Genomic DNA, 14,844 nt, shown 5'->3' on the forward strand with positions numbered 1-14,844 from the left:
AGGCACACACTCGCGTCATCCCCATTGGAGGGCGAGAAGATGAAAGGTCAAAGAGGCTTTGTGTTGATGGCAAAACGTCCGTTTTCCGGGCTGTTTCACAGGATTGCCCGTTGGCAGGCGCTGCATGGGGAGCGTCAGGTCCTGGCCAGCTTGAGCGATGATGCGCTCAAGGACATCGGGCTCAATCGCGGCGACGTTGAGCAGGATCGCCATCTGCATTTCTGGCAAGACCCGCTGCGAAAATGACGCCGGATGCAGTAGGGTGGTTGGCGAGCCCACATGGAGAACCTCATGGCCGCCGACCTGTCTTTTTCCCTCAAGCAAGCTCGGCGCATGGCGCTGGCGGCCCAGGGATTTTCCGGGCGCCAGGCGCCCGTACTGATAAAAGCTGCTCACATCAACCGCGTGATCGAGCGCTTGGGCGTGTTGCAGATTGACTCGGTCAATGCGCTGGTGCGCTCTCATTACTTGCCGCTGTTTTCCCGCCTGGGCGGTTACTCGCCGTTGATGCTTGAACAGGCGGCCTGGAGCCAGGGCCGGCGGCGTTCGCTGTTTGAGTACTGGGGGCACGAGGCCTCGTTGCTGCCGATGGCGTTGTATCCCTTGATGCGTTGGCGTATGGAGCGGGCGCGGCAGGGACGGGGAATCTATTCGCAGATGGCGCGCTTCGGTCGTGAACAACAGGCCACGATCCAGCGCGTTTTGCAGACTGTCGAACAGCAGGGCGCGCTGGGCGCGGGCAGTTTGTCGACCCGCGAAGAGCGAGCCGGACCCTGGTGGGACTGGAGCGATGAAAAGCATGCGCTTGAATGGCTGTTCGCCGCCGGCCTGGTTACCGTTGCCGGCAGGCGTGGCTTCGAGCGGCTCTATGACTTGCCCGAGCGCGTCATCCCTGGCGATATCCTCCAGCAGGCGCCGTTGACCGAGGCCGAGGCCCAGCGTGGCCTGTTGCTGCACAGCGCCACCGCCTTAGGTGTAGGCACCGAAAAAGACCTGCGCGACTACTTCCGTCTTGACCCCGCCGACAGTCGCAGTCGCCTGGCGGAATTGGTCGAGGACGGGCAATTGCAGGTGTGCCAGGTGCAAGGCTGGAAGCAGGCAGCCTACTGCCTGCCCGAGCCCAAAATGCCACGCAAGGTGTCGGCCAGCGCACTGCTGTCGCCCTTCGACTCGCTGGTCTGGGAGCGCAGCCGCACCGAGCGCCTGTTCGATTTCCGCTACCGCCTGGAGATCTACACCCCGCAACACAAGCGGGTGTACGGCTACTACGTGCTGCCGTTTTTGCACAACGAGCGGATCGCTGCACGTATCGACCTGCGGGCCGAACGCGCCAACGGGCGCCTGGCCGTGCATGGGGTGCACGAAGAGGAGTCGGGGCTGGATGATGAGGGGATGCAGGCGCTGGCCCTGAACCTGCGGCAAATGGCCGACTGGCTGGGGCTGGAACATATCCAGCTCAATTGCCAGCGGCCGAGTGCCGACCGGTTGCGGGCTGCGATGATCAGCGTTTGACCTGCTTCAATGTCTCGGCAATCAGGAATGCCAACTCCAGCGACTGATCAGCGTTCATCCGCGGGTCGCAATGGGTGTGATAGCGGTCCGACAAGCCATCTTCGGTGATCGGCCGTGCGCCGCCGATGCACTCGGTGACGTTCTGCCCGGTCATTTCGATATGAATCCCGCCGGCATAGGTGCCCTCGGCCTGGTGCACCTGGAAGAACTCCTTGACCTCGCCGAGGATCTGCGCAAAGTCGCGGGTCTTGTAGCCGCTGCTGGCCTTGATGGTGTTGCCGTGCATCGGGTCGGAGCTCCACAGCACCTGCTTGCCTTCGCGCTGCACCGCGCGAATCAGCTTGGGCAGGTGGTCGCCGACTTTGCCTGCACCCATGCGCGCGATCAGGTTGAGGCGGCCGGGGTCGTTGTCGGGGTTGAGGATGTCGATCAGGCGGATCAGGTCGTCCGGGTTCATGCTCGGGCCGACCTTCACGCCGATCGGGTTGTTCACCCCGCGCAGGAATTCGACATGGGCGCCATCCAACTGACGGGTGCGGTCGCCGATCCACAGCATGTGGGCCGAGCAGTCGTAGTAGTCGTTGGTCAGGCTGTCGCGGCGCACGAAGGCTTGTTCGTAGTTGAGCAGCAGCGCTTCATGGGCGGTGAAGAAGCTGGTTTCGCGCAACTGCGGCGAGCTGTCCATGCCGCAGGCGCGCATGAAGGCCAGGGTTTCGTCGATGCGGTCGGCCAACTGGCTGTATTTTTCCGCCAGGGCGGAGTTGGCGATAAAGTCCAGGTTCCACTTGTGCACCTGGTGCAGGTCGGCAAAACCGCCCTGGGCAAAGGCGCGCAGCAGGTTGAGGGTGGCGGTGGACTGGTGGTAGGACTGCAGCAGGCGGTCCGGGTCCGGCACGCGGCTTTTTTCGTCGAAACCAATGCCGTTGACGATGTCGCCACGGTAGGCGGGCAGGGTGATGCCGTCGAGGGTCTCATCGTTGGCCGAGCGCGGCTTGGCGAACTGGCCGGCCATGCGCCCGACTTTCACCACCGGGCAGCCGGCGGCGAAGGTCATCACGATGGCCATCTGCAGCAACACCTTGAAGGTGTCGCGGATTTTTGCGGCGGAGAACTCGGCAAAGCTCTCGGCGCAGTCGCCACCTTGCAGCAGGAACGCGCGACCCTGGGTCACCTCGGCAAACTGACGGCGCAACTCGCGGGCTTCCCCGGCAAACACCAGCGGCGGATAGCTGGCCAGGCTCTGCTCCACTTGCAACAAGTGCGCAGCGTCCGGGTACTGGGGTTGTTGCTGGATTGGCAGGGCGCGCCAGCTGTCGGGGCTCCAGGGTTGGCTCATCATGAACTCGATTGGGTGGTTGACGGTCGGGCGCCAATGTTATCAGCAATTAGTGCGTGACCTGTTGCCGCCGGTTGGCCGACAATCGCGCCTTTGCCGTGGGGTAGACCCTTTAGGAGTAGTGATGAGCGAGGAGCGTGTCGAGCGCCTGCTGGCCGAAGTCCATGATGATTTCGGCATGATTCGTGTACTCGAGGTGGCCGATTACCGGTTTCTCGAGTTTGGCGACGCCATCGAGCAAAGCTGCGTGTTCACCGCTGACCCGAGCTGGCTGGAATACGACTACACCCGCGCGATGCTGATCGGCGCGTTGTGCCATGAGCAGCCGGAGAGCGCACTGTTCCTCGGCCTGGGAGCTGGCACCTTGACCCAGGCGTGCCTCAAGTTCCTGCCGCTGGAGGATGTCGAAGCCATCGAGCTGCGCCCCGATGTGCCGCGCCTGGCCATCGAATACCTGGGGCTGGATGATGATCCGCGCCTGTATATCCGCATCGGCGACGCCTTGGAATTGTTGGAGAGCGCTGAATCGGCGGACCTGATTTTCGTCGACCTCTACACGGATGTCGGTCCCGGCGTCGGACACCTGGCCTGGACCTTCCTGGAAAACTGCCAGAAGAAACTCAACCCCGGCGGTTGGCTGGTGATCAACCAGTGGGCGACCGATGATGGCAAACCTTTGGGCGCGGCGTTGCTGCGTGGTTTGTACCACCGGCATTATTGGGAACTGCCGGTGAAGGAGGGCAATGTGATCCTGTTGGTGCCTTCGGAGCTGGACCAGGCGCTGGATCTGGATGCGCTTTCTACTCGGGCTGAGTTGTTGGCGCCGCGTCTGGGTTATTCGTTGCAGCCGTTGATCAAGGCGATTCGTCCTGCTACATAAGCTAGATGCCCTTGAACACCCCCGGCCGCTTCTCGACCATCGCCCGCACGCCTTCCTTGGCATCCTCGCTGTTCAGCAATTTATCCACCATCGGCGGCAGCGCGGCGGCGGCAACGGTTTCGCCTTCCATGTGTGCCAGGCGGGCCGACATCAAGGTGGCCTGGACGCCAAGCGGGGCCTGGCGCGCGATGCGGCTGGCGAGTTCGATGGCGCGGGGCAGCAGGTCTTCACTGGCCATGACTTCCTGCACCAGGCCCAGGCGCAGGGCTTCATGGGCGTCGAATTCATCGCCGGTGAGCAGCCAGCGCATGGCGTTGCCCCAGCCGGCGATCTGATGAAAGCGCAATGTCGCGCCTCCAAACGGAAAAATCCCACGTTGCACTTCCATCTGCGCAAAGCGGGTATTGCTCGCGCACAGGTTGATATCCGCCGCGAGCATCAACTCGATACCGATGGTCAGGCAATAGCCCTGGGCCGCGACGATCACCGGCTTGCTGACCCTGGGGCCGGCGAAAACGCCCCAGGGATCGCAACCGCCCAGGGGCGGTTGCCAGCCTCCAGCCATCACAGCGCTGACATTGGCCAGGTCCAGGCCCGCGGTGAAGTGGTCGCCGTGGGCAAATACTACGGCCACCCGTGCTTCGTCATTTCGATCAAATTCGCCATAAGCCAGGCTCAGTTCATTGAGCAAGTCCAGGTCAAAGGCGTTGCGCTTGGCGACCCGATCCAGGCCCAACAGCAGGACATGGCCCTGGAGTTCACGGCTGACGCGGCTGCTGCTGGCTTGATTCATCGGGTGTTCCCTCGGGCGCAATGAAGGGTTTCAGACCAAAGGGTCTCGATGCAAGGTGAACCGTTTAAGCGTTATGACCAGCAGGGCCGGGCCTTTGAAAAATAGACCCTGCCGCGCTTATCTGCAAAGACTGTGATGCAGCGCGGTTTATCGGCGCCTGGCGATAAAAAAAGCTCCCTTTTTCAGGTATTTCCGGTATAGTGCGCGCCGGCCTTTAACCGGGCCGCGTTTAGGTAGCGCAATTCCCCGAAGTCAGCTTCGGCTGCACGTCCGCACAGCGGACTCTCCCTTGACGAATCTTTTTCATTCATTCGTTTTCGCAAATCCCCGCCGACAAAGCAGCCAGGGCGACTCTTGAGTCTCAACACGGCATGCGCAGCTTTGGAGCATGGGTCTTTGCGGATGCACTTAGAGGCAGACCCATGACCCAGGAAACCGGCGGCTTCGCCGCTTTTAATCTTAACCCGAACATTCTCGCTGCCGTCATCGCGACCGGCTACGAAGAACCTTCGGCGATTCAGCAGCAATCGATCCCGATCATCATGGCCGGCCAGGACATGATTGGCCAGGCGCAAACCGGTACCGGTAAAACCGCCGCGTTCGCCCTGCCTATCCTACACTGCATCGATCCTGCCAAGCGCGAACCGCAAGCCCTGATCCTGGCGCCAACGCGTGAGTTGGCGCTGCAAGTAGCAACCGCTTTCGAAACCTACGCCAAGCAAATGCCAGGCGTTACCGTTGTTGCCGTCTATGGCGGCGCGCCGATGGGCCCGCAACTGAAAGCCATCCGTAATGGCGCTCAGATTGTTGTTGCCACCCCGGGCCGTCTGTGCGACCACCTGCGTCGCGACGAGAAAGTCCTGTCGACCGTGAACCACCTGGTTCTGGACGAAGCTGACGAAATGTTGAAGCTGGGCTTCATGGATGACCTGGAAGTCATCTTCAAGGCACTGCCTCCGACCCGTCAGACCGTCCTGTTCTCGGCTACCCTGCCACAGTCGATCCGTGCCATTGCCGAACGCCATCTGCGCGATCCGCAACACGTGAAGATCCAGACCAAGACTCAGACCGTTACCGCGATCGAACAGGCTCACCTGTTGGTTCACGCTGACCAGAAGACCTCGGCTGTATTGAGCCTGCTGGAAGTCGAAGACTTCGACGCCCTGATCATGTTCGTGCGTACCAAGCAAGCGACCCTGGACCTGGCCAGTGCCCTGGAAGCCAAAGGCTACAAAGCCGCTGCGCTGAACGGTGACATCGCCCAGAACCAACGTGAGCGCGTGATCGACTCCCTCAAGGATGGCCGCCTGGACATCGTTGTGGCGACCGACGTAGCGGCTCGTGGTCTCGACGTGCCGCGTATCACCCACGTGTTCAACGTTGACATGCCTTACGATCCGGAATCCTACGTTCACCGTATCGGCCGTACCGGCCGTGCCGGTCGCGAAGGTCGTGCACTGCTGCTGGTGACGCCACGTGAGCGCCGCATGCTGCAAGTGATCGAGCGTGTAACCGGTCAGAAAGTCGCCGAAGTCCGCCTGCCGGATGCCCAGGCTGTTCTCGATGCCCGCATCAAGAAACTGACCAACAGCCTGTCGCCGCTGGTGGCTGACGCTGAATCGACCCACGGCGACCTGCTGGACCGCCTGACCGCCGATATCGGTTGCACCCCGCGTGCCCTGGCTGCAGCCCTGCTGCGCAAGGCTACCAACGGTCAGGCCCTGACCCTGGCAGCCATCGAGAAAGAGCGCCCACTGGTGCCGAACAACGCGCCACGCGGTGATCGTCCAGAGCGTACCGGCGACCGTCCGGACCGTGGTGATCGCGAGCGTCGCGCTCCGGTTCCATTGGCTGAAGGCCGTGCTCGTTGCCGTACCGCGCTGGGCGCACGTGATGGTATCGCTGCCAAGAACCTGCTGGGCGCTATCCTCAACGAGGGTGGCCTGGCACGTGAAGCCATCGGTCGCATCCAGGTCCGTGACAGCTTCTCCCTGGTGGAGCTGCCGGAAGACGGTCTGGAAAAACTGCTGACCAAGCTGAAAGACACCCGCGTTGCCGGCAAGCAATTGAAGCTGCGTCGCTACCGCGAAGATTGATCCGCCCTTGGGCTGATTGATCGCACATAAAAAATCCCCGACTGGTTCGGGGATTTTTTTTGTCCGCTGTTAACCGAAGCGGTAGATGTCCATACCCAGCGCGCCCATGGTGAACCCCTGGTGTGCAACGCTGAAGTCACCCCCTGCGCCCCGCGCAAAGTACAGCGGCAACAAATGTTCATCGCTGGGATGATTGCGCACGGCGTGGGGCGCCTGGCGACGGTAATCATGCAAGGCCGCCTCGTCGTTGGCGGCGAGTGTCTCCACCATCCAGTCACGGAAGTCGCGTGCCCAAGGCTCGATACTCTCAGGTCCGGCCTGCCAGTTCAGCTCGCCCAGGTTATGGGTGATGCTGCCGGAGCCGATCAACAGTACGCCCTGTTCGCGCAAGCTGGCCAAGGCATGCCCGACGCGGGTTTGCAGGGCAGGGCCCATGTGACTTGGCAAGGAGACTTGCACCACTGGAATATCCGCTGCCGGGTACATCAGCGAGAGCGGCACCCAGGTGCCATGGTCAAAAGGGCGGCGCTCATCGATCCGCGCATTCAAGCCGTCGGCATGAAGCAGTTCGACAATTTCGTTGGCCAATTGCAAGTCGCCCGGTGCCGGGTACTGCACGGCGAACAGCTCCCGGGGGAAACCGCCGAAGTCGTGCCAGGTCTCGGGCGCAGCACTGCCGCTGACCAGCAGTTCCTGACTTTCCCAATGTGCCGACACCACCACAATTGCCTTCGGCCGCGGCAGTTCAGCGGCCAGGCGCTGCAGGGCGGGGCCGCTGGCGCCGGGTTGCAGGGCAAGCATGGGCGATCCGTGGGAGATAAACAGGCTGGGCAACATAAGGAAGGTCCTGAGGTTTAACATGGGCCCATCTTCAATCAGATCATTGATCTAAATCTAATATAAGTTTTAGCGCTTTTTGATCGAATTTTCGGAGGTGATTCCATGGAGCCCAAATTCTGGCAGGAGCGCTGGGCGCGCAATCAGATTGGCTTTCACCTGCCCGAGGTCAATCCTTACCTGCTGCGGTATTGGCCTGCGCTGGGCCTTGCCCAGGGCGCCAAGGTGCTGGTGCCGCTGTGTGGTAAAAGCCTGGACCTGATGTGGCTGGCCAGCAACGGCTATCACGTATTCGGCGTTGAACTGTCGGAGCAGGCGGTAGAAGCCTTTTTCAGCGAGCAGAACCTGACGCCGCGCATCACTCGGCACGGCGTGTTCAAGGTGTACCAGGCTGATTTGATCGAAATATGGTGCGGCGATTTCTTTGCCTTGGACGCCGGGGCACTGGCTGACTGCACTGCGCTCTACGACCGTGCCGCACTGATCGCCCTGCCGCCGCTGATGCGCGCGCAGTACGCCGAGCAGTTGAACAGCCTGTTGCGGCCAGGCTGCCAGGGAATACTGATCACCCTGGACTACGACCAGACGCAAAAAGCCGGCCCGCCCTTTGCGGTGCCGGATGATGAGGTGAAGGTGCTGCTGGGTTTGCAGTGGAGCCTGGAGGTGCTCGAAGCCCAGGATATCCTGGGTGAGAGCTGGAAGTTCGTGCAGGACGGTGTCACGTGTCTTGAAGAGCGCGTTTATCGGCTCACCAAGGGGTAAAACCCGCGCGCAAAAAAGGGGCGATCCAATCGCCCCTTTTGCATTACCGGGTATCAGCCCCGACGACGCAGCGCGTCGATACGCTCTTCCAGCGGCGGGTGGCTCATGAACATGCGAGCCAGGCCCTGCTTGACACCACCGTTGATGCCAAAGGCGGTCAGGCTGTCGGGCATATGCACCGGCAGGCCCTGTTCGGAGCGCAGGCGCTGCAGCGCACTGATCATTGCACTGGTGCCAGCCAGGCGCGCGCCGGCTTCGTCTGCACGGAACTCTCGTTTGCGCGAGAACCACATCACAATCGCGCTGGCCAGGAAGCCCAGTACCACTTCGGCAAAGATGGTCGCTACGAAGTAGGCGATTCCGCGGCCGCCTTCGTTCTTGAAGATCACCTTGTCGACAAAGTTGCCGATGATCCGCGCAAAGAACATCACGAAGGTGTTCACCACGCCCTGCACCAGCGCAAGGGTAATCATGTCGCCGTTGGCTACGTGGCCGATCTCGTGCGCGAGGACCGCCTTCACCTCATCGGGTGAAAAGCGCTCGAGCAGCCCTTGGCTGACCGCCACGAGGGCGTCGTTCTTGTTCCAGCCCGTCGCAAAGGCGTTGGCCTCGTAAGCAGGGAAAATCCCGACCTCGGGCATTTTTATACCTGCTTCTTGAGACAACTGCTCCACGGTCTGCATCAGCCATTGTTCATGGCGGGTGCGTGGTTGAGTGATGATCTGGGTGCTGGTGCTCATCTTCGCCATCCACTTGGAGATGAACAGCGAGAACAGCGAACCGGCAAAACCAAAGACCGCACAGAAAATCAGCAGCTGATTGAGGTTCAGATCAACCCCGTTGGCCGCCATGAACCCGTTGAAGCCGAAAAGGCTCAGGGTGATGCTGGCAATCAGCACGACCGCCAGGTTGGTGGCCAAGAACAGCAGGATGCGCATCATGGTTGTAGAGTTCTCCTCATGCTTAATATGTCGCGTACTGCGGGGTATATAAGGTGCGGCTTGGGGTGATTCAACCGAGCGACTATTTCAAACTGTGTCCTACAGCCTGAATGTAGAGCCTTGAAGGGATTTTCCGATGACGAATGTTATCCGTGAAAAGCTATTTTTTGCCTTGCGGCCCCGTAACCACAGGGGCTTGTGGATGTAGAAACGCAAATGCAGTACGGGGAAAGTGCACAGCCAGAGAAGTGTTGCCAGATAATCGCTGTACGACCGAATGCCGGTCGTACAGCGCCACGTCGGTTACTGGCGATAGGACTTGAGGAAATTGCCGATACGGCCAATGGCCATGTCCAGGTCATCCACGCGGGGCAGGGTCACCACTCGGAAGTGATCCGGCCACGGCCAGTTGAACGCCGTGCCCTGGACCACCAGCAGCTTTTCCGAGAGCAGCAGGTCGAGCACGAATTTCTCGTCGTTGAGGATCGGGCAGACCTTCGGGTCGATCCTCGGGAAGGCGTACAGCGCGCCCATGGGCTTGACGCAGCTCACGCCCGGGATTGCATTGAGCAGCTCCCAGGTACGGTTGCGCTGTTCCAGCAGGCGGCCCTGGGGCAGGATCAGGTCATTGATGCTCTGGTAGCCGCCGAGGGCGGTCTGGATTGCGTGCTGGCTCGGCACGTTGGCGCACAGGCGCATGTTGGCCAGCATGTCGATGCCTTCGATGTAGCTCTGGGCATTGTGCTTGGGCCCGGAAATCGCGATCCAGCCGGAGCGGAAGCCCGCCACGCGGTAGGACTTGGAGAGGCCGTTGAAGGTCAGGCACAGCAGGTCCGGCGCCAGGGAACCGGTGCAGATATGCACCGCATCGTCGTAGAGGATCTTGTCGTAGATCTCGTCGGAGAACACCACCAGGTTGTGCTGGCGTGCCAGCTCGAGCATGCCCAGCAGCACTTCCCTGGAGTACACCGCACCGGTGGGGTTGTTCGGGTTGATGATCACCAGGGCCTTGGTGTTCGGCGTGATCTTGGCCTTGATGTCGGCCAGGTCCGGGAACCAGTCGGCGCCCTCGTCGCACAGGTAATGCACCGGGTGGCCGCCGGCCAGTGTCACGGCGGCGGTCCACAGTGGGTAGTCCGGTGCTGGCACCAGCACTTCGTCGCCGTTGTTGAGCAGGGCCTGCATGGACATCACGATCAGCTCGGACACACCATTACCCAGGTAGATGTCTTCGATGCCGACGCCTTCGACCTGCTTCTGCTGGTAGTACTGCATCACGGCCTTGCGCGCGCTGAACAGGCCCTTGGAGTCGCTGTAGCCCTGGGCGGTGGGCAGGTTGCGGATCACATCCTGGAGGATTTCATCCGGCGCTTCGAAACCAAAGGGCGCCGGGTTGCCGATGTTCAGCTTGAGGATGCGATGGCCTTCCTCTTCCAGGCGCTTGGCGTGCTTGAGCACCGGGCCGCGAATGTCGTAGCAGACGTTGGCGAGCTTGTTCGATTTGCTGACCTGCATGGCGATGTGATCCTGAAAATGAACGATCCAGACGGTGTGGGCACTACCGTACTGTGAATGCTGCAAGGCCCGCACCCATAAATACGTTTGAATGCCGGTAGCGCGGGTGCCAGACTGGCGTTTTGAAGAGGCGCAATCATACGTGCCGCCTGATCCGTGGAAAAGATACAGATCAGGCTTTTTCAGTTGCCGAGGTGTACCGATGGAAAAGTTGCAGAAAACCGTTGAAGAATGGAAGGCAATGCTCGATCCGGAGCAGTACAACGTGTGCCGCCTCAAAGGCACCGAGCGTCCTTTCAGCGGTAAGTACAATGAGACCCGGACCGATGGCGTGTATCACTGTATCTGCTGCAATGCGCCACTGTTCGATTCGACCACCAAGTTTGACTCCGGCTGCGGCTGGCCGAGTTTCTACGCGCCGATCGCCGACAGTGCAATGATCGAGATCCGTGACGTCAGCCACGGCATGATCCGCACCGAAGTCACCTGCGCCAAATGCGATGCGCATCTGGGCCATGTGTTCCCGGACGGTCCGCCGCCGACGGGGCTGCGGTATTGCATCAACTCGGTGTGCCTGGAGCTTGTACCCCGTTAACTCGACTGACGGCGGGCGCCTGTAGGAGCGAGCTTGCTCGCGAAAGTCGTCAACGATTACACGGGCATTCTGGTTCAGCCCGGTGTCCTTGAGTTTTTCGCGAGCAAGCTCGCTCCTACAGAGTGTTGATGAGGTGTCATCAGTGTGGTCAATTAAATTGCACGCAATTGAATTGCCTACTATGTTTCATCCTCTTTCTTCCTTATCGAGGCACTGCCATGAGCAACAACCTGCTGAGCATCCCTTGCACCACCATCAAGGGTGAGCAAAAGACCTTGGCCGATTTCGCCGGCAAGGCCGTCCTCGTGGTCAACACCGCCAGCAAATGCGGCTTCACCCCGCAGTACAAGGGCCTGGAGCAACTCTGGCAGCAGTACAAGGACCAGGGCCTGGTGGTATTGGGCTTTCCTTGCAACCAGTTCGGCAAGCAGGAGCCCGGTGATGAAGGTGCGATTTCCGAATTCTGCGAGCTGAACTTCGGTGTCAGCTTCCCGTTGTTCAAGAAGATCGACGTCAATGGCAGCGATGCCCATCCACTGTTCGTGCAACTGAAAAAACAGGCGCCGGGGCTGCTGGGGTCCAAGGGCATCAAGTGGAACTTCACCAAGTTCCTCATCGGCCGCGACGGCCAGGTGGTCAAGCGCTTCGGTCCTGCCACCAAGCCGCAGGACTTGACCCAAGAGATCGAAGCCTTGCTCAAATGACCGACTTGCCCAGTGTGTCCCTGGCCCTGGACAACCAGCTGTGTTTCAAGCTCTACGCTGCGTCACGCGCTGTCACCCGTGCCTATAAGCCGATGCTCGACCAGTTGGGTCTGACCTACCCGCAATATGTGGTGATGCTGGTGTTGTGGGAGTGGCACGCCACGCCTGCGCTGCAGCCGACGGTCAAGGCCCTGGGGGAGCGCCTGATGCTCGACTCAGGCACGCTGACGCCGCTGCTCAAGCGCCTTGAACAGCTTGAGTTAGTGACGCGTCGGCGCAGTGCCAGGGATGAGCGTGAAGTGCACTTGAGCCTGACCGAGGCCGGTGTGCAACTGCGGGACCAGGCCCATGGCCTGAAGACCCGCCTGTTGTGTGATCGCGGCATCGACCTGAATCAAGCCGATGCCTTGCGCGATGGTCTCGACCAGTTGCTTGTGCAACTTAAAGACTTGTCGTCCCAGGCACCCACAAGTCCAGCAGGGCATTGAGTTCTTCGCGGCGGAACGGCTTGGCCAGGTAATCATTCATCCCCGCCGCACGGCAGCGCTCGCGCTCTTCGGACAGGGCATTGGCGGTCAACGCGACAATCGGCAGGTCCGGCCAGCGTCCGCTGCGCCGAATCTGCCGGCTGGCCTCATAGCCATCCATCACCGGCATGTTGCAGTCCATCAGCACCATATCGAAGCGCTGTTCTTCAAGAAACTTGAGCGCTTCGCCACCGTGGGCGGCCACGATCACTTCGCAGCCCAGTTTGCTGAGCATGCCCTTGGCCACCAGTTGGTTGACCGGGTTGTCCTCCACCAGCAGGATGCGCGCCCGATGTGCGAGCGGTGCGGCATCCACTTGGACGGGGTCAAGCACCAGGTGCGCGTCGGTGCGTAAGTTGCGTTGCAGGATCTGGTACAGCGCGTTGCGGCTCAAGGGGCGTGCCTGTTGGTGCAACGGCGCCAGTGCCGCCACTTCTTCGCTGGGCATGAAGTTGCCATAGGCGGTCACCAGCAGGATGGGCGCGGTAATGCCCGGCCGTATGCGGAACAGGCATTCCGGGCAGTCGGTAATCAGCAGGTCGGGGGTTTGCCCGCTCAAATCGTCATCCATGGTGAAACAACGCAGGGAAAGTCCCCAGCAGGGCAGCAGGGTCGTGAGCAACTCTGTCAGGCCGCTGCCGGCGTTGGTGATGGCGATGACCTCGCCTTTGAGAGGCGCTGGCTGCACTGCGGGCAAATGGGCGGGCAGTGGCAGGTCTGCGCAGAACTGGCTGCCAAAGCCCACTTCCGAGCTGATACTCAAGCGCCCCTTCATCGCTTCGCACAGGTTGTGCGTCAGTGCCAGGCCCAGGCCCGTCCCGCCATACTGGCGAGTGATGCCGGCGCCGGCCTGGGTGAACGGTTGGAAGATTTTCACCTGCGCTTCCTGCGCAATACCGATGCCGGTATCGCAGACTTCAATGCGTACGCCGCCGTCGTGGGTACCCAGGCGCACATCAACCCGACCAAAGCGGGTGAACTTCAAGGCGTTGGAGAGCAAGTTGCTGACAATCTGCCGCACACGGGTCGGGTCACCGAGCACCTGGGCCGGGAACTGCGAGTCGATCAGGCAGCTCAGCTCCACGCTCGGTGCGGCGTTCTGCGATAACAGGTTGGCGGTGTCTTCCACCAGCGCGCCGAGGTCGAAGGGGATGCGCTCCAGCTCCAACTGGCCGGCGTCGAACTTGGACAGGTCGAGAATATCGTTGAGCAGTTCCACCAGCACTTTGCCGGAGTCATGGGCGATAGACAGTTGCTGGCGTTGTTCGGCGTTCAACGGGCTGTCCAGCGACAGTGCGATCATGCCCAGCAGGCCGTTGAGCGGGGTGCGGATTTCGTGGCTCATGTTCGCCAGGAAGGCCGCCCGGGCCTGGGCCATGCCCAATGCATGCATCTTGGCGGCTTCCAGCTCATCGTTGGACTGGGTCAGCCGCTGGTTGCTGGCCTTGAGTTCAAGGGTGCGCGCGGACACGATATGTTCCAGTTGCCCCAGGTATTCGGTCAGCCGATCCTCGGCGTGGCGGCGCTGCTGGATTTCGGTTTCCATGTTTTCGAATTGCTGGTTGGCGACGTCCACCAGCACGCCGATTTCATCGTGCTCATGCCCTGGCGGGCAGTCCAGGCGTGCCTGCTTGCGGGTACTCAGCTCACGAATAATGCGCACCAGCGGTTGGGTCAGCATGACGTAGAACAGGCCCAGCAGAATCCCGGTCAGCAGCAGGCTACGCGCGAACCCGTTGAGCAGGGTGATCTCGGCGCGGCGCAGGAACCGGCTGCCAAAGGCGTAGGTGTCGACGTCCAGGCGCAGTACGCCAAGTGACTCGTTGGGCATGTGGCTCAGGAACAGTTGGTCTTCGAACTGGCGGTTGGCGCCAAACATGAAGTCACTGATAGGCCGGTAGGTGCTTTCCTTGCGTGGCCGGTCGACATCGGCCAGCACCACGCCGTTGTTGTCGATCAACTGCGCGCGAATGATGGCGGGGGAGTGCAGCAGGCCCAGGGTCAGTTCCTGGGCCAGTTCGGCATCGATGTTGTAGGCGATACGTGACGCGGGGTTATGGCTGATTTCGATCAGCGAACGTATTTCGCGGTTGATGGATGCGTCTTCGCTGGCATAATCAATGCCGATTTGGATCAGGCTGAGCAAGGTTCCCAAGACGAAACCGACCAGCACCGTCAATCTGGCTTGTTTATAAGACAAGCGGTGGGCGAACTTGATATCCATTGAGTGTTGAACCACTTCACGTTTCCCTTCGCCCGGCAAGCATAGCTGAACATCCACACGCCCAGGCCTGCCCGGCATGAAACGTTTTTTACGCAGCCCCAAGCGGTCTGTCGCAGGGTTGC

The 14,844-nt window shown here is 60.9% G+C and carries 14 protein-coding genes; 8 read left to right on the plus strand and 6 right to left on the minus strand.

Features of this window, described 5'->3' with window-relative positions:
- Positions 1–39 precede the first annotated feature (39 nt).
- Together F6S08_RS04575 and F6S08_RS04580 are read left to right on the plus strand one after the other, a co-directional pair.
- Positions 40–246, plus strand: a complete 207-nt coding sequence (locus tag F6S08_RS04575) for a DUF1127 domain-containing protein (protein ID WP_065924439.1) — start codon at positions 40–42, stop codon at positions 244–246.
- Between the two features lie 45 nt (positions 247–291).
- Positions 292–1,512, plus strand: coding sequence for a winged helix-turn-helix domain-containing protein (locus tag F6S08_RS04580; protein ID WP_315871336.1), 1,221 nt, complete (start codon positions 292–294; stop codon positions 1,510–1,512).
- On the opposite strand, the gene F6S08_RS04585 is transcribed toward F6S08_RS04580, so the two are convergent.
- The gene (locus F6S08_RS04585; protein ID WP_027606994.1) at positions 1,502–2,848 is read right to left on the minus strand and encodes a class II 3-deoxy-7-phosphoheptulonate synthase; all 1,347 of its coding nucleotides are present in this window, start codon (positions 2,846–2,848) and stop codon (positions 1,502–1,504) included. The two genes, F6S08_RS04580 and F6S08_RS04585, sit on opposite strands and share 11 nt — an antisense overlap.
- A 124-nt stretch (positions 2,849–2,972) precedes the next feature.
- Here F6S08_RS04585 and F6S08_RS04590 point away from each other — a divergent pair, with 124 nt between their 5' ends.
- Positions 2,973–3,728: a spermidine synthase gene (locus F6S08_RS04590; RefSeq protein ID WP_065939972.1), complete on the plus strand. Its 756-nt coding sequence runs from the start codon at positions 2,973–2,975 to the stop codon at positions 3,726–3,728.
- Position 3,729: 1 nt separating this feature from the next.
- Here the strand turns inward: F6S08_RS04590 and F6S08_RS04595 are convergent, their stop codons facing one another.
- Positions 3,730–4,521, minus strand: a complete 792-nt coding sequence (locus tag F6S08_RS04595) for a crotonase/enoyl-CoA hydratase family protein (protein WP_065924442.1) — start codon at positions 4,519–4,521, stop codon at positions 3,730–3,732.
- Positions 4,522–4,943: 422 nt separating this feature from the next.
- On the opposite strand from F6S08_RS04595, the gene F6S08_RS04600 reads away from it, so the two are divergent.
- Positions 4,944–6,617, plus strand: a complete 1,674-nt coding sequence (locus tag F6S08_RS04600; RefSeq protein ID WP_027606997.1) for a DEAD/DEAH box helicase — start codon at positions 4,944–4,946, stop codon at positions 6,615–6,617.
- Positions 6,618–6,686: 69 nt separating this feature from the next.
- Here the strand turns inward: F6S08_RS04600 and F6S08_RS04605 are convergent, their stop codons facing one another.
- Positions 6,687–7,454, minus strand: a complete 768-nt coding sequence (locus tag F6S08_RS04605; protein ID WP_065924443.1) for a DODA-type extradiol aromatic ring-opening family dioxygenase — start codon at positions 7,452–7,454, stop codon at positions 6,687–6,689.
- Between the two features lie 105 nt (positions 7,455–7,559).
- Between F6S08_RS04605 and F6S08_RS04610 the strand changes: the two genes are divergently transcribed.
- On the plus strand, positions 7,560–8,216 hold the full coding sequence (locus F6S08_RS04610) for a thiopurine S-methyltransferase (RefSeq protein WP_065924444.1): 657 nt from the start codon (positions 7,560–7,562) through the stop codon (positions 8,214–8,216).
- Positions 8,217–8,269: 53 nt separating this feature from the next.
- Here F6S08_RS04610 and htpX read toward each other — a convergent pair whose 3' ends face one another.
- Together htpX and F6S08_RS04620 are read right to left on the minus strand one after the other, a co-directional pair.
- A complete protein-coding gene (gene htpX, locus F6S08_RS04615; protein WP_027607000.1) occupies positions 8,270–9,157 on the minus strand; it encodes a protease HtpX in 888 nt (295 codons plus the stop codon).
- 303 nt (positions 9,158–9,460) lie between these two features.
- Complete coding sequence (locus tag F6S08_RS04620; protein WP_065924445.1) at positions 9,461–10,672, minus strand: pyridoxal phosphate-dependent aminotransferase; 1,212 nt, start codon at positions 10,670–10,672, stop codon at positions 9,461–9,463.
- Between the two features lie 202 nt (positions 10,673–10,874).
- Here F6S08_RS04620 and msrB point away from each other — a divergent pair, with 202 nt between their 5' ends.
- From msrB to F6S08_RS04635, 3 genes are all read left to right on the plus strand, one after another.
- A complete protein-coding gene (msrB, locus tag F6S08_RS04625; protein WP_065924446.1) occupies positions 10,875–11,267 on the plus strand; it encodes a peptide-methionine (R)-S-oxide reductase MsrB in 393 nt (130 codons plus the stop codon).
- 218 nt (positions 11,268–11,485) lie between these two features.
- On the plus strand, positions 11,486–11,971 hold the full coding sequence (locus F6S08_RS04630) for a glutathione peroxidase (RefSeq protein ID WP_027607003.1): 486 nt from the start codon (positions 11,486–11,488) through the stop codon (positions 11,969–11,971).
- Positions 11,968–12,459 (plus strand): MarR family winged helix-turn-helix transcriptional regulator, encoded by a 492-nt coding sequence (locus F6S08_RS04635; protein ID WP_065947252.1) that lies wholly within the window; start codon positions 11,968–11,970, stop codon positions 12,457–12,459. Before F6S08_RS04630 ends, F6S08_RS04635 begins: the two co-directional genes overlap by 4 nt.
- Here the strand turns inward: F6S08_RS04635 and F6S08_RS04640 are convergent.
- The gene (locus F6S08_RS04640) at positions 12,413–14,722 is read right to left on the minus strand and encodes a response regulator (RefSeq protein WP_315871337.1); all 2,310 of its coding nucleotides are present in this window, start codon (positions 14,720–14,722) and stop codon (positions 12,413–12,415) included. The genes F6S08_RS04635 and F6S08_RS04640 overlap by 47 nt on opposite strands.
- Between the last annotated feature and the right edge of the window lie 122 nt (positions 14,723–14,844).

It is taken from the genome of Pseudomonas sp. JV449 (assembly GCF_032424295.1).
Lineage (GTDB): Bacteria > Pseudomonadota > Gammaproteobacteria > Pseudomonadales > Pseudomonadaceae > Aquipseudomonas > Aquipseudomonas marginalis.

Coding starts and splice junctions, on each gene's coding strand:
- F6S08_RS04600 (WP_027606997.1), top strand. CDS start 4,944: ATGACCCAGGAAACCGGCGGCTTCGCCGCTTTTAATCTTAACCCGAAC.
- F6S08_RS04580 (WP_315871336.1), top strand. CDS start 292: ATGGCCGCCGACCTGTCTTTTTCCCTCAAGCAAGCTCGGCGCATGGCG.
- F6S08_RS04635 (WP_065947252.1), top strand. CDS start 11,968: ATGACCGACTTGCCCAGTGTGTCCCTGGCCCTGGACAACCAGCTGTGT.
- F6S08_RS04610 (WP_065924444.1), top strand. CDS start 7,560: ATGGAGCCCAAATTCTGGCAGGAGCGCTGGGCGCGCAATCAGATTGGC.
- F6S08_RS04605 (WP_065924443.1), bottom strand. CDS start 7,454: ATGTTGCCCAGCCTGTTTATCTCCCACGGATCGCCCATGCTTGCCCTG.
- msrB (WP_065924446.1), top strand. CDS start 10,875: ATGGAAAAGTTGCAGAAAACCGTTGAAGAATGGAAGGCAATGCTCGAT.
- F6S08_RS04595 (WP_065924442.1), bottom strand. CDS start 4,521: ATGAATCAAGCCAGCAGCAGCCGCGTCAGCCGTGAACTCCAGGGCCAT.
- F6S08_RS04640 (WP_315871337.1), bottom strand. CDS start 14,722: ATGGATATCAAGTTCGCCCACCGCTTGTCTTATAAACAAGCCAGATTG.
- F6S08_RS04575 (WP_065924439.1), top strand. CDS start 40: ATGAAAGGTCAAAGAGGCTTTGTGTTGATGGCAAAACGTCCGTTTTCC.
- F6S08_RS04585 (WP_027606994.1), bottom strand. CDS start 2,848: ATGAGCCAACCCTGGAGCCCCGACAGCTGGCGCGCCCTGCCAATCCAG.
- htpX (WP_027607000.1), bottom strand. CDS start 9,157: ATGATGCGCATCCTGCTGTTCTTGGCCACCAACCTGGCGGTCGTGCTG.
- F6S08_RS04620 (WP_065924445.1), bottom strand. CDS start 10,672: ATGCAGGTCAGCAAATCGAACAAGCTCGCCAACGTCTGCTACGACATT.
- F6S08_RS04590 (WP_065939972.1), top strand. CDS start 2,973: ATGAGCGAGGAGCGTGTCGAGCGCCTGCTGGCCGAAGTCCATGATGAT.
- F6S08_RS04630 (WP_027607003.1), top strand. CDS start 11,486: ATGAGCAACAACCTGCTGAGCATCCCTTGCACCACCATCAAGGGTGAG.